At 62.5% G+C, this 13,219-nt stretch carries 12 protein-coding genes; 5 read left to right on the top strand and 7 right to left on the bottom strand.

From position 1 onward, the window contains the following. Positions 1–200: 200 nt before the first annotated feature. Positions 201–1,076 carry a lysozyme inhibitor LprI family protein gene (locus WD006_RS13870; protein WP_234707222.1) on the top strand — a complete coding sequence of 292 codons (876 nt, stop codon included), beginning with the start codon at positions 201–203 and terminating at the stop codon, positions 1,074–1,076. A 38-nt stretch (positions 1,077–1,114) separates the two neighbouring features. Here WD006_RS13870 and WD006_RS13865 read toward each other — a convergent pair whose 3' ends face one another. Continuing rightward, positions 1,115–2,608 carry a bifunctional aminoglycoside phosphotransferase/ATP-binding protein gene (locus WD006_RS13865; RefSeq protein ID WP_029306568.1) on the bottom strand — a complete coding sequence of 498 codons (1,494 nt, stop codon included), beginning with the start codon at positions 2,606–2,608 and terminating at the stop codon, positions 1,115–1,117. A 462-nt stretch (positions 2,609–3,070) separates the two neighbouring features. Here WD006_RS13865 and WD006_RS13860 point away from each other — a divergent pair, with 462 nt between their 5' ends. The 3 genes from WD006_RS13860 to WD006_RS13850 are packed head-to-tail and all read left to right on the top strand — an operon-like array spanning position 3,071 to position 6,276. Further along, complete coding sequence (locus tag WD006_RS13860) at positions 3,071–3,619, top strand: hypothetical protein (protein ID WP_029306566.1); 549 nt, start codon at positions 3,071–3,073, stop codon at positions 3,617–3,619. Then, complete coding sequence (gene phbB, locus WD006_RS13855; protein WP_029306565.1) at positions 3,616–4,362, top strand: acetoacetyl-CoA reductase; 747 nt, start codon at positions 3,616–3,618, stop codon at positions 4,360–4,362. The genes WD006_RS13860 and phbB overlap by 4 nt, the downstream gene beginning before the upstream one ends. A gap of 3 nt (positions 4,363–4,365) precedes the next feature. Then, positions 4,366–6,276, top strand: coding sequence for an alpha/beta fold hydrolase (locus WD006_RS13850; RefSeq protein WP_060784781.1), 1,911 nt, complete (start codon positions 4,366–4,368; stop codon positions 6,274–6,276). Between the two features lie 114 nt (positions 6,277–6,390). Here WD006_RS13850 and WD006_RS13845 read toward each other — a convergent pair whose 3' ends face one another. The 5 genes from WD006_RS13845 to WD006_RS13825 form a co-directional block, all read right to left on the bottom strand. Next, positions 6,391–6,819, bottom strand: a complete 429-nt coding sequence (locus WD006_RS13845) for a TOBE domain-containing protein (RefSeq protein ID WP_011519527.1) — start codon at positions 6,817–6,819, stop codon at positions 6,391–6,393. 256 nt (positions 6,820–7,075) lie between these two features. Further along, positions 7,076–8,137, bottom strand: a complete 1,062-nt coding sequence (locus WD006_RS13840) for a 3-keto-5-aminohexanoate cleavage protein (protein ID WP_011519526.1) — start codon at positions 8,135–8,137, stop codon at positions 7,076–7,078. Between the two features lie 24 nt (positions 8,138–8,161). Beyond that, positions 8,162–9,061 (bottom strand): TauD/TfdA dioxygenase family protein, encoded by a 900-nt coding sequence (locus WD006_RS13835; protein WP_011519525.1) that lies wholly within the window; start codon positions 9,059–9,061, stop codon positions 8,162–8,164. 396 nt (positions 9,062–9,457) lie between these two features. Then, on the bottom strand, positions 9,458–10,525 hold the full coding sequence (locus WD006_RS13830; protein ID WP_011519524.1) for a porin: 1,068 nt from the start codon (positions 10,523–10,525) through the stop codon (positions 9,458–9,460). A gap of 193 nt (positions 10,526–10,718) precedes the next feature. Next, complete coding sequence (locus WD006_RS13825) at positions 10,719–11,162, bottom strand: thioesterase family protein (RefSeq protein WP_024570954.1); 444 nt, start codon at positions 11,160–11,162, stop codon at positions 10,719–10,721. A gap of 162 nt (positions 11,163–11,324) precedes the next feature. On the opposite strand from WD006_RS13825, the gene WD006_RS13820 reads away from it, so the two are divergent. Then, positions 11,325–12,395, top strand: coding sequence for a fimbrial protein (locus tag WD006_RS13820; protein WP_029306563.1), 1,071 nt, complete (start codon positions 11,325–11,327; stop codon positions 12,393–12,395). A 73-nt stretch (positions 12,396–12,468) separates the two neighbouring features. Here WD006_RS13820 and WD006_RS13815 read toward each other — a convergent pair whose 3' ends face one another. After that, on the bottom strand, positions 12,469–13,080 hold the full coding sequence (locus WD006_RS13815) for a LysE family translocator (protein ID WP_029306562.1): 612 nt from the start codon (positions 13,078–13,080) through the stop codon (positions 12,469–12,471). Between the last annotated feature and the right edge of the window lie 139 nt (positions 13,081–13,219).

Genomic DNA, 13,219 nt, shown 5'->3' with positions numbered 1-13,219 from the left:
GTGGACACGCACACATTACCCTAACTCGACGCCGAATGGCGTCCGGATAATCCATGGCGGAGTGGTGGCAACCGCGACGAGGCGCCGCGAAGCCTCTTGCGCTCGAGGGATCGATTCGAGGCTATGCTGTCCGCTTTCCAGGGAGATGGCGAATGCGAGGCATCGTGGGCCAGGCAAGCAATGACAGTGCGGCGCGATCCGTGCTGCAACGGCTGCTGCCGTGGCTTTGCTTGGTGGCGGTGCTGGCTGCTCCCGGCGTGGCTGCGGCAATGGGCTTCAGGATCTACTACCAGCCACAGCTCAACATGAAAATGGTGGTCGGGGAGGGGCGGATCGAAGATGGAGACGCAAAGCGGTTTCAGTCGGCCGTGAAACGGGCCGATCGCGATGACGAAGGGTTGGTCGTGTTCATCCTGGATAGTCCGGGCGGGAATGTCGAGGCCGCCTTCCGCATGGTCGACGTCATGGACAAGGCGCACATCTATACCGTGGTTCCCAATGGCGCGAAATGCGCGTCCGCCTGTGCGTCGATCCTGTTCGCCTCGGGGGCGCGTCGAAGCGTTGTCGGCAGCGGCATGCTGGGCTTCCATAGCTGCTACCGTCACGAGGGCAATACCTATGCAGAGGACTCGCTCTGCAATGAGATCATCGCGGCAAACGCAATGCTGAGAGGCGTCAGCCACGCGGCCATCAATCGCTTCGTAGATAAGTATGGCGCTACCGAAATGGCATGGGTCGGCCCGAATATCGCTTGCAGGTCGCTGCAGGGGCTATGCAAGCCGGGGCGATTGGAGGGGCGGAGCGGCGCGAAGGATGCGCTTGCCCGGAGTTTTGGCTGCAGCAAGCTGACATCCGTCGCGGGGCAGCTCATATGCGGGGATGCGGAGCTGACCCGCGCCGACGACCAATTGGCGCGGATCTACGATCAGAAGATGAAGACATCGACCAACAAGGCGCGGCTGCGGGCGGACCAACGGACGTGGCTCCGCGATTCGCGCAACGTGTGTGTGGACAAGGCCTGCCTGATGCGGAGCTATCAACGCCGCATTGACGAACTGCAGCGAGTGCGGTCGTAGGGACAGGCAGGGCGATGCCAATGCCGACGCCGATGGCACTAGCCCGGGTGATCGGCGGGCACCACGTGAATCCGTTCTTCCGTGGTCAGTGGGTCATGCGTGCGCAATTGCAGGTCAAGCACGGCCAGATCGGCGTCCGACGGGTCTTGGCGTGCCAGGGCCCGGGCGACGATGCGCGCGCGCAATGTTTCGACGGGCGCTTTGCAATCGACGATGAAGAACCGTACTCCCAATCGACGCGCCTGATTTGCGAAGCGGGCGCGCTGGTCATGCGAGAGGAATGTCGCATCGGCGATCATCGGAAAGCCTGCCGCGCATCCTAGCCTGCAAATGGCCAGCAGGCGGTGATACGTGCGTGCCGTCACGCTGTCTGAGTACCTGGATTCCTGCTGCGCGTTTGCGTTGCGCAACCGCTTGCGTTCCACGTCGGAGCGGACGCGCACCATGGCGCGTGTTTCGCTCATGGTTGCCGCGACGGTCGATTTCCCGCTACCAGAGAGGCCGTGCATCACGCACAGGGGCGCTGCGGGCAACGTCAGAAACTGGAACGCCAGATTCAGCAGGGTGCGGCATTCGACGTGTACGAGATCAAGCGCAGTGCTTTCAGTATGGCGTTGCCGGGCACGCTCCAGTAGCACGCGCGCGCGTACGAGCGCCCGCAGGGCGACATAGAACGGCAGCACCGCCAGCCCGGCATAGTCGCCATGGCGCTCCAGATAGGCGTTGAGCAATCGATAGGCAAGGTCTTGTCTGCCGTGGTGCAGTAGATCCATGAACGGGAATGCGATATCGCTGGCCGTGTCGATCCAGCGCAGGCGCGGTTCGAACTCGAGGCAGTCAAAGGGCGTCGGATTGCCGTCGAGCAGGACGATGTTGCCCAGGTGCAGGTCGCCGTGGCACTCGCGAACATGGCCGTGGCGCAGTCTCGTCTGGAAAGCGCCTTGCAGTGCCGCAGCCCGAGCCCGCGCGGCGTTCGCGACGCGGTCTGTCATGTTTCGATCGAAGGTCAGCCGCGCCAGGCCGTCCAGACATTCTTCAAGCGTGGCGTCGATACTGGCCGGCGTGCCGAAGCCTTCGCGTGGGGCAGCGCGCGGTTGCGCACCGTGAAAGATCGCGGTGTCCCTGGCGAGCGCATCGATGTGATCCGGCCCCAAGCGGCCTGCGCCGATCATGTCGATGAGTAGATTGTGCTGTGCGAACCGCCGCATCCTGACCGCGTACTCCAGTGGTGTGCCCCTGCCGCCGACGACGACGGCACCCGGCGTTTCGCCCGCGACGATTGGCAGAACATCGAGGTAAAGCGCCGGAGCGAAGCGACGGTTCAGGCGCAGTTCTGCCTCGCAGTCAGCGTGTCGGGCTTGCGGGGTCGAGAAATCCACGAAATCGAATTTGACGGGCTTGCGGACCTTGTAGGCGAATTGCCCCGCCAGGAACACACGCGAAATATGCGTCTCGATGACCTGAACGTCCTGAACCGGCGGGGGATATGCACTGGGTTGCAGTAATGCGTAGGTCAATGCTGCGTCATCCATGCACGCTTCCTTATTCCATACGCTTGCGTTCTTCCTGTATCTCAGCGTAGTGGGAAGAGGGTTAGCAGGATTGATTCGCATCAATCTAAGGGGGCGTAGGTGGATGCGGTTGGATCAGACTCTCCCCAGACTCTCCGGTAGCACGGCAGATCGCATGTGCAAGTCGCCCCCACTTCCATACGAGCCCGGAATGGAGGCCTATCCGCCCCACAAGCCGGAGATCGAATCGACGGCGTGGGAGCTATTGGACTTGACCGGCACGCGGTCGATACAGGAATCGGCCGCGTTTAGTGCATTCAAGTGCAACCCTTTGGGTAAAAGGGTGTCGGACTTTCTGCAATGTTCGATGGATTTCTACATTCCCGTCAAACTTGACATACGTCAATTGGTGGCCTAGCCCTATGCCTAGACTCGATCGAATGACGGATCGTCACCCCACTACGTCAATTCAAGGAGATAGCAATGGCAATGCTCCGTTCTGCGGCCACCGATCCGATGCTGGATGCGACCCGTGCGTTTCTCGAGAACAGTTACAAGTTCGCGGCGCTTGCGGCTGAAACCCGCCGCAACCTGATCGAGACCCATCTGAAGAGCCTGGAGCATCGCCTGACCGCGATGCATAGTGCGCAAAGCCGTATGGCGGGGGTTGCCGACTGGGCTTCATTGCAAGCCGCGCAGGCACAGACACTGACAGATCAGGCAGTGGCGCAGGCCGCGCTGGCACGGGCCTACGGCAAGGTCCTGGTCGAAGCGACGTCGGCGTGGCTCGAGCAGTGCCGGGAATGCGGCAGTGACTGGGTGAAGCGAGTCGAGACCACCAACGAGACGGCAAGGGGCAACGGCAATGGCAATGGCGCTGCCGTGCTCGATCCGCTGTCCGCATCCCTGGCCGAGTTCTACGAGCGACTCGGAAAGATGACGCCGTTTGGGGTGGTACCGCCCAGCGAGTCCAGCACGACTGCGACCAGCGCCACCCGTTCGCGCGCCGCCAAGGGCGGTGCGACATCATGAGCTCCGGACGCATTGCGGTAGTGACGGGGGGCATGGGTGGTCTGGGCGAAGCCATCGCCGAAAGGCTGCTGAGCGACGGATTCCGCGTGGTCGTCACGCATTCGCTTGGCAACGATCATGTCGCGACCTGGCTGCGCGAACACAGTACGCAGCAACGCGAGTTCGTGGCCTACCCGGTAGATGTCGCCGACTTCGAATCCTGCCAGCAATGCGCGGCCAGGATTCTGGCCGAGGTGGGCCCGGTGGATGTCCTGATCAACAATGCCGGCATCACGCGCGATTCGACCTTGCGCAAGATGACGCACGAGGCCTGGCGCGCCGTGATGTCTACCGACCTCGATTCGGTGTTCAACATGACCAAGCCGTTCTGCGAAGGCATGGTGGAGCGTCGCTGGGGCCGGATCGTGAACATCTCATCGATCAACGGCTCGAAGGGCGCGTTTGGCCAGACTAACTATGCAGCGGCAAAGGCCGGCATCCACGGATTCAGCAAATCGCTGGCGCTGGAGCTGGCCAGCAAGGGCGTGACGGTCAACACCGTTTCTCCCGGTTATCTCGATACGAAGATGGTGCGGGCAGTGCCGCAGGACGTGCTCGACCAGCACGTGATTCCGCAGATTCCGGTCGGCCGCCTGGGTCAGCCGAAGGAAGTGGCCGCGCTGATCAGTTACCTCTGCTCGGACGATGGCGCGTACGTGACCGGCGCCAACCTTGCCATCAATGGTGGCCAACATATGGATTGATGCATGCGCCCCAAGAAGCCAGTCGCCCTCGAGCACACCACGGATACGCTGATCGAACAGGCCACGCCCGCCAAACGGGCGAAGGCCACCTCACCCAAGCCATCGACATCAACCCCTTCGGTTCCGGCTGCGCGGAAGACCGCCGCATCGGCACCGGCCAAATTGGGTCCGGCAGCTTCCCCCGCTCCGGCTGTGGCTACCTGCCCGGAACCGCCGCCGCTGCGGCCTGACGTCGCCTATGACGAACAGGTCAGGGCATTGCTCGCCTCGATGACCGGCGGCGTTTCCTTCGGGTCGCTGGCGCTAGCCTGGACCGACTGGGCCATGCATCTGGCGGCCTCGCCCGGCAAACGCTGGCGGGCCGCGTTGCAGTGGCAGGCTACGGCCGCCGCCGAGTATTCGCTGGCGCCGCCGTTCATGCCGCGTCCGCCGGTCGTCACCGACCAGCGCTTTTCCGCGCCGGGCTGGGAAAACTGGCCGTACTGCGTCTTGCGCGATGGCTTCCTGCGGCTTGAGTCCTTGTGGATGGCGCTGACCAGCGACGTCGACGGGCTCTCCCCGCATCATCAGCGAATCGCGGCATTCTGCGCGCGCCAATGGCTCGACATGATGTCTCCCAGCAATGTCTGGTGGATGAACCCGACGGTTCTGGATGCCACGATGCAGACGCGGGGCGCCAACTTCGTTCGCGGCGCCGGGAACTTCGTGGAGGATCTCTATGATGCGGTCGGCGAGCGGCTGCATCTGCCGATCGGGCGGCTGCCGCACGCGTATGTGGTGGGTCGCGATGTGGGGATCACGCCGGGGAAGGTCGTCTACTGCAATGATCTGTTCGAGCTGATCCAGTACAGCCCGACTACCGATTCCGTGTATCGCGATCCGGTCATGATCGTGCCGTCGTGGATCATGAAGTACTACATCCTCGATCTTCAGCCCCAGAACTCGATGGTGAAGTACCTCGTGGACCAGGGGCACACGGTGTTCATGCTGTCATGGCGCAACCCGGGCGCCGAGGCACGCGATACCAGCCTCGATGACTACCTCAAGCAGGGCCTGCTTACCGCGCTGGCCACCGTGCGTGAGCGCAGCGGCCAGGAGCAGGTACACGCCGTGGGGTACTGTCTGGGCGGCACGCTGCTGGCGATTGCCGCCGCGAAGCTGGCGCGCGACAAGGACGACAGCCTGCGCAGCGTGACGCTATTTGCAACGGAAACCGACTTCGACGAACCCGGCGAGCTTGGCCTGTTCATCGATGACAGCGCGTTGTCGACGCTCGATGCGCTGATGCGCAAGCAGGGGTACCTCGACGGCTTCCAGATGGCGCAGGCCTTCTCGATGCTGCGTGCCAGGGATCTGGTCTGGTCTCGGGTGCTGCGGGAGTACCTGCTGGGCGAGCGCGACCGCCCCAATGATCTGATGTCCTGGAACCGCGACACGACACGCCTGCCGTATCGAATGCATAGCGAGGTGCTGTCCCGGCTCTTCCTCCGCAATGAACTGGCCGAAGGCCGGTTCTGCGTGGATGGTCACCCCGTGGCCATGGCCGATGTCGAGGCACCGATGTTCGTGGTTGGCACCGAGCACGATCACGTGGCGCCTTGGAAATCCGCCTACAAGCTGCATCTGCTGACGCACAACGCGCTGACCTTCGTGCTGACGTCTGGCGGTCACAACGCGGGTGTTGTTTCGGAGCCGGGGCACAAGGGTCGCCGCTACCGTGTGGCCACGCGGGTGCCGAACGGTGAGTACAAGGATCCGGATCGTTATGCCGAAGAGGCCACCAGACATGACGGTTCATGGTGGCCGTACTGGCACGAGTGGCTGGCCGAGCAGTCCTCGGGCCGCTGCGCGCCACGCGATTCCGCGCCGGGTTCGCTCCGGGATGCGCCCGGCGAGTACGTCATGCAGGGCTGACTCCTGATTGCTGACGGCTGATCGCTATTGCAAGGTCCGTGCTCCGGTGGACGGCATCGTCACCGGAGCCTTTTTCATGTTTCCGCTGACTATTCTGGTCGCGTGGATACCGACTCAGTTGTCCACGCCAACGATCACGCTCGATGCCTTGAACATGGCGGCGGCCGGTTTGCCGACAGCCAGGCCCAGCCGGTCGACGCTTGCGTTGGTAATGATTGCGGCGACAGCCATGCCGTTGTCACCCGTGATTGTCACGTCGGCATTGACGGCGCCCTTGGTCAGGTTCGTGACCTTGCCTTGCACGAAGTTGCGGGCCGAAACCTTGGTGGCATCCGCATCGACCATCACGATGACGGACGTTGCCTTGACCAGCGCGACGACCTTGGCGCCGGCTTTCAGGCCCAGGCGGGCGGCGCTGTCGTGTGTGACGGTGGCGACGATCTGCTGGCCACCGTTGATGGCAATGATGATCTCGTCGTTGACGGCGCCAGCCGTGGCTTGTGCAACGACACCGGAAAACTGATTGCGCGCGCTGGTTTGCATACCTGTTACCCCAGGAAGGAAAGTTGTCGATTCGGGGGAGTCTGCGCGGATTGGTAGGTCGTGACAAGGTGCCGGTGCGTATGACACCTATCACCCAGTGGGAATTACCGCGCAGCCGGAGTCACTTGTTACTTGTCTCCTGGCACCCGTCATTTGCAATCCGTAGGATGACGAATGCCCCGACTGCCAGGTCGGCTGTCGGGGCATTGGCGAGCAGGATGGCCCTAGGGTCTTAGGGTCTTAGGGTCTTAGGGCCTTAGCGGCGTGCGTGCTGTGTAAAGCCTACCTGGCCGGGTTTGCGGTTCGGCGCGAAGCCGTTCTCGGCCAACGTCTCGTTGGCGCTGTCGTAGAACGTCCCGATCTTGTAGATCTCGCGCGCTTCCTTCGCGTTGGCGACATCCCGGCCGAACTCGCGCGAGATGCGCACGAGCTGCTCGATCTGCTCGACTGTGCCCATCTTGCGGTCGCGCCGCTGCGTCCAGAGGTTGTCCTCGATGCCGCAGCGCACATGCAGGCCCATGGCAATCGCCATCATGTTCAGCGGCAGCACGTTCAGCATCGACGTTTCCAGTGTCAGCACCGAGCCGTTCGGGCAAGCGCGCACGAAGTTGGCGAGGTTGTAGAGGTTAGGCGCCTCGAAGCCGCCGCCAATTGCCACCCAGGTCAGGATCAGGGGCACATTGCAGCTGCCCCGGCGCATCATCCGCTCCACCGTTTCCAGTTGCGCGATGTTGGCAAGCTGGAAGTGGGTCTGGATGCCGTTGATGCTGAGCCGGCGGATATGCTCCTCCACCCACTCCGGGCCGGCCGGAATCGTCATTTCGCGATAGGCGCGGTAGTTGGCCGGTTCGGCCAGCGAGGTGCCCGCCACGTCGGCCGCGCACATCTGTTCCACCACGTTCATCTGGTTGGTGTTGATCGCGATCGTCACCTGGTCCGGCGTCGGCTTCAGTTCGGCCAGCATGTGGCGCGTATCGTCCGACAGCCACTTGGCCACGTCGCCTTCGCTCTCCGGCGCGAACGAGATCGATCCGCCCACCTGCAGGATCATGTCCGGCACGCGGGCACGGATGCCGGCCAGCAGTTCGTTGAATTTGGACAGCCGCTTGGAACCTTTGCCGTCCGCTTCACGCACGTGAACGTGCAGCACGGTGGCCCCGGCGTTATAGCAGTCCACCGCCTTCTGGATCTGCTGCTCCATCGTCACCGGGATGTCTTCCGGAAAATCGGAAGGTATCCACTCGGGCCCATACGGCGCGGCGGTAATGACGAGCTTCTGCTGGTTTTCCGGGAACATCGAACCGTCGATGAAATCCATGTCTCTCTCCGTGGAATTGAACGTTCAGGCCGTGGCCGGCTGCGCCGACTCTGCCTTGACTTCGCCTTCGCCGATGCCGAAGGGTTTGTCGCCGATGATGCCGGCGCGCTCCATCTTGCGATGGCACGGTGCGTAGTCCATCACCGCGTAGTGCTGGGTGCTCCGGTTGTCCCAGATCGCCATGCTGTTGGCCTTCCAGCGCCAGCGCACCTGGTACTCGGGAATGAATGCCTGGCTGATCAGGTAGCGCAGCAGTTCGCCCGCGCCCGGGTTGTAGTCCTGCCCGTAGCGGACGTGCGCGGGCGTATGAAAGTTGGAGAAGTGCGTGGTGAACGCATTGACGAAGAGGACCTTCTCGCCAGTCTCGGGATGGACCCGCACGACGGGATGCTCGGGGTCGGGGTACTGCGCCTTCAGCGCCAGGCGCTTCTCGATCGGCATGGCAGCACCGAAGCTCGCCTCGATGCTGTGCCGCGCGCGCAGGCCGGCAATCTGCGTCTTGACATGAGCGGGCAGGTTCTCGTAGGCGAGCACCATGTTGGCCCACATTGTGTCGCCGCCGATCTCGGGCGATTCCACGCAGCGCAGCACGCAACCCAGCGGTGGCGCTTCACGCCACGTGGCATCGGTATGCCAGGCGTTCTCGTAGCGATCCATCGGCTGGTCCGGCCGCTTGTAGATCTGCACGAGCCCAGGATGATCGGGATGGCTGCCGGCTACCGGGTGATCTTCGAGCTTGCCGAAGCGCTCGGCAAATGCCACATGTTCGGCCCGGGAGATGTCCTGGTCGCGCAGGAACAGCACCTTGTGTCGCAGCAGCGCGGCACGGATTTCGTCGAACAGGCCATCGTCATGAATCGCATCGGAAAGCCTGACGCCCACGAGTTCGGCGCCGATGCTGGCGGTCATTGGTTCGATGCGCATCAGCGTGCCTCCTCGAAGGTTACGGGTGCGCACTGGGTGGTGCGAAGGGAAATGCGAAAGGGAATGCCGGACGTTGCCAAGATCTGTCTCCTATCGTTTTGATGTGGTGATTCAACGCACGTGGCGTTGGCATCAAGGTAGGAGTTGTGGGTACGCCAGACTTTGCATTTCATGCCATAAGCATTGCGTCTGATGACAGTGGCGAGGCTTCAGAATCCCCCGTTTGATTCCGATCAAGGAAAATGGCGCCGCGGCAGGTTGCCATGTGCGTTGGCTGGCGGATCGCACGTACGTCCATCCCGGGCGATGGCAAACAAAAAAGGCCTCCGGAAGCCGGAGGCCAAGAACCCTCTTGCCCTCGCAAGAAAGTGTCGATGCTGGCGATCGCTCGACGGTTCAGAACTTGTGGCGCACGCCGACCACCAGGCCAGTCTGGTCCTTGCCGGGAACGACGTTGGTCGGGCTGCCGCTCGGCGTGTTGAATCCGTTCATGCCGAGCTGGGAGTTGCCGCGGTTCAGCGCGTAGCCGGCATTCATGTACACGTCCGTGCGCTTGGAGAATGCATAGTCCGCCGAGGCGACGAACATGATCGGGTCGGCCCCGGCGTTGCGCATGTTCGTGTAGTACGCCGCGCCGGTCAGCTTCAGCGCGGGCGTCACGCTGTAACGCAGACCCGCCCAGTACAGATCGGAGCGGTCGGTCGGCATGGCGCCGACGTTGCCGTTGTACCAGCGATAGCCGATGAAGGCCTTTGCCGGGCCGAAGGCGTAGCTCGCGCCGACCAGCATGCGCCGGTCCTTGCGTTCGGCGGTAGCAAGCGTGGAGCCCTGGTACTCGTCGTATACCGCGCCGATCGCGAAGGAACTCACCTCATAGGACAACGAGATACCGAGATTGCGGTCGAGGGTGTAGTTGCCGGGGACCTCTCCGCCGCCGGTTCGGCTGAAACTGTACAAGCCGCTGGCGGTTAGTCCGTTGAACGTGCCACGGTACTTGATTGAGTTGTCCGCGCGGCCGGCCAGCACGTCGTCACTCTTGTAGAGCGAGTACCGCGGCGCAAAGCCCATCGGGTCGAGTTGGATCGCGGTGTCATACAGCGGGGTGGTCTGGCGGCCCAACGTGACGGTTCCGTACTTGCTGCTCAGACCTACGATAGACGTCCGATCGAAGAGCCGGGTCCGGTTGTTTTGCGCGCCGGTATCGAGCGAAATACCGCTTTCGAGATCGAAGATCGCCTTCAGGCCGCCGCCGAGATCCTCGACACCACGAATGCCCCAGCGGGATGTGGACATGTTGCCGGATGCCATCCGTACCTGGCTGGCGCCGCCGTTGGCGGAAGGCACGTTGCTGAGGTACTCGATACCAACGTCGGCGACGCCATAAAGCGTGACGCTGGATTGCGCGGACGCGGTGCCTGCAATCATCCCCAGGGTTGCCATCGCAACGCCGTGACGAACATTCATGGACTCTCTCTCCAGTTATTGAATTGGAGCGGCGAGTATAGAAATGCCGACATTTCGTTTCGATTGCGGCGAGATTACAGCCGCATCGTTCCGGGCGCGGGCAGGCAGAAAAGGAGGGCGCGAGAGAAGGGCGAGAGAAGGGCGAGGGAAGGGCGGGACTACCCCGCGCCTTGGGTGCGGGGCCTGTGTCGGGTCAATCGACCCAGTTCACCTTCGGGAATCGCGCGGCGAAGCCATCGGGCATCGGCACCACGCGCGTGGTGGCGTAATCGAAGAAGACGAAGCCGGACTTGGCCATGGCGATCAGGGCGCCATCCTGCGGGCGCGTGATGCGGAAGATGATGTCGCCGCCGTACTTGTTGAAGTCCATCACGCCTACCTCGAACAGAAGCTGGTCGCGTGCGTGGGCTTCCTTGCGATACATCGTGGCCAGATCGGTGACGATGATGCCCGCACCGTCCACGCGGTCGCCCTCGCTGCCGAACTCGAAGAGGAAGCGGGCCCGTGCCTCCGAGATCATCGAAATCATCGAATCGTTGGCCAGGTGATTGGCCGAATTGATGTCGGTGACGCGAACGGTCAGGTGGGTGGAGTAGCAGAACTGGTCGGCTGGCAGGTCGAGTTTGAGGCGGGCCATGATGGGGCTGGCAGGGCAGCGTGGATCGAAAGAGGCTGCCATCTTAGTCGATTCTCTCCGTGTGCTCGCGCTGCCGCACCTCAGTGTGAACCTGACCGCTGGGCGGGGATTTAAGGATTTTGCGATTTCACGTCGGAAACCGTTGCTTCAGGATTGCAACAAATGGTCGCGGCCGGTAGCGGCTGTGAGGATGACGTGAACAGGGGGGGCGTGATGATTCGAAGAGTATGGAATGAGACGCTGCAGAAGATGCTGTGTGGACTGGCCTTGGTGGCCGTATCTGATGCCGTTCACGCGTTGGGAGATTGCTCGACATCGCCTTCCATGCCTTACTTGCAGGCGATGAACAATATGGCCGTGGCGGTTAACCTTGCGGTTGGCGCGGCCGTCCCGGGCACGAGGCGAAACTACACGTTCAGCGGTCGATGCGTCGCGGACGGCAACAATTTGATTTATGCAGGAGCGCCGATCATTGCGTGCTATTACGGAAGCGGCAGAGAAATCACCCCAGGCGTGTATTCGACAGGTGTCGCTGGCATTGGCATTCGGCTACGGAACGCCGTGGGACAGCCTTTGACCAATGCTATCGGCGTGACCTGCGATACAAGAGCGGCGGCTCTGGGAGCGCTGGCGGCTGACCTTTCGTATTCGGTGTCCGTTTCCATCGAATTCGTGAAAACGGGAGCGATCGGTCAAGGTAGCCTGGATCCTTCGCAAACGCTCTTTGGTTTTGGTGTTTATCGTTCAGCAGTCGGCCTGGGCGGTGGAGGGAACCACATAGGCTTTACTGGCAGCGCCACGCCACGTCAGATTACCTGCACGACACGTGCTCCGACGACCGTTGCCCTTCCGGATGCCACGGTATCGAGTCTTTCCGGGAATGGTTCGACGACGGGCTTTGCGCCATTCTCCATCGGGCTCATATGCGATGGCGCGGCAGTTGTGGGCATATCCTTCGACGGCGCCGGCGGGACGCCTGTCAGATCCGCTTCCACGGGCGTGCTGGGCATCCAGAACGAAGGCGCGGCCGGCATGGCCAGCGGGGTTGGTGTGCAGTTGATCAACGACGGCACTTATTCCCCCGTACCCCTGCAAACGCGCAATCATCTTGGCAACATCTCCGCCAACGGCATGGCCTCGTATCGCTATGCGTTTCGGTACCACAGCCTTTCGGCCAGACCCAGTCCTGGCACCGTGAGGGGTACGATGGTTTTCACTTTCGACTATCAGTAGGCCGATGGTGGTCGATGACGATCCTCTCCCGCCCCCGTCGCATTCCTGGTGAATTGGTGGGGAACGCAAGGCTTCAGCGCGCCGCCAGCATCCGTCCGCCAAGGACTATCAGCAGTCCTCCAACCACGGAATCCAGCACGGCCTTGCGCCGCATCAGTAACCGGTGAACCGCAGGGTGTGAGGCGAGCAGCGCCATGCCGCAGTACCATGCAGACGATACCGCGACTGCAATGGCGATGACAGCGACGTGGAACCATGCCGGCGCGTGAGCGGGGACCATCAACGCGAAGATGCTGCCGTAGAACGCCACGGCCTTGGGGTTGGTCATGCTGACGGCATAGCCCTTCTTCGCGGCGGTCCAGCCGGATGGCGCAACGAGGGTCGGAGCATTCAGCGGATGGCGCGCGGTCAGGATCATCTTTGCCCCGAGCCAGATCAGGTAGGCGGCGCCAGCAATCCGGAGCGCCGTGCCGATCCATGCCACATGCGTGACGATCAGGCCGAGTCCGGCGATCGCGATCAGGGCCCAGGTGCCCGAGGCTGCGCCAAGCGCGAAGCCGGTGATCACGCCTGCACGCCGAGACGCGACCGCCGTCGATGTGACGATCATGAAATTCGGTCCCGGGCTGGCGACGCTCAACATCATGACGCCGGTCAGTGCCAGCAGGGTGTTGATGTATTCCATCTTGTGTTCTCCGCAGCACACGGGGCGTGTGGGCCCGGCCGACGCGATCAGGGGGAGCGCCAATCCTACCTGACGATGCGTGGCGGCGCAGCGGGCAAAAGAAAATGCGACGAGGCAAGCCTCGTCGCATTCCTTCCCG

The organism is Cupriavidus sp. Met-2 (genome assembly GCF_049843575.1).
Classification (GTDB): domain Bacteria; phylum Pseudomonadota; class Gammaproteobacteria; order Burkholderiales; family Burkholderiaceae; genus Cupriavidus; species Cupriavidus metallidurans.
This window is presented reverse-complemented; position numbering and strand designations above follow the sequence as displayed.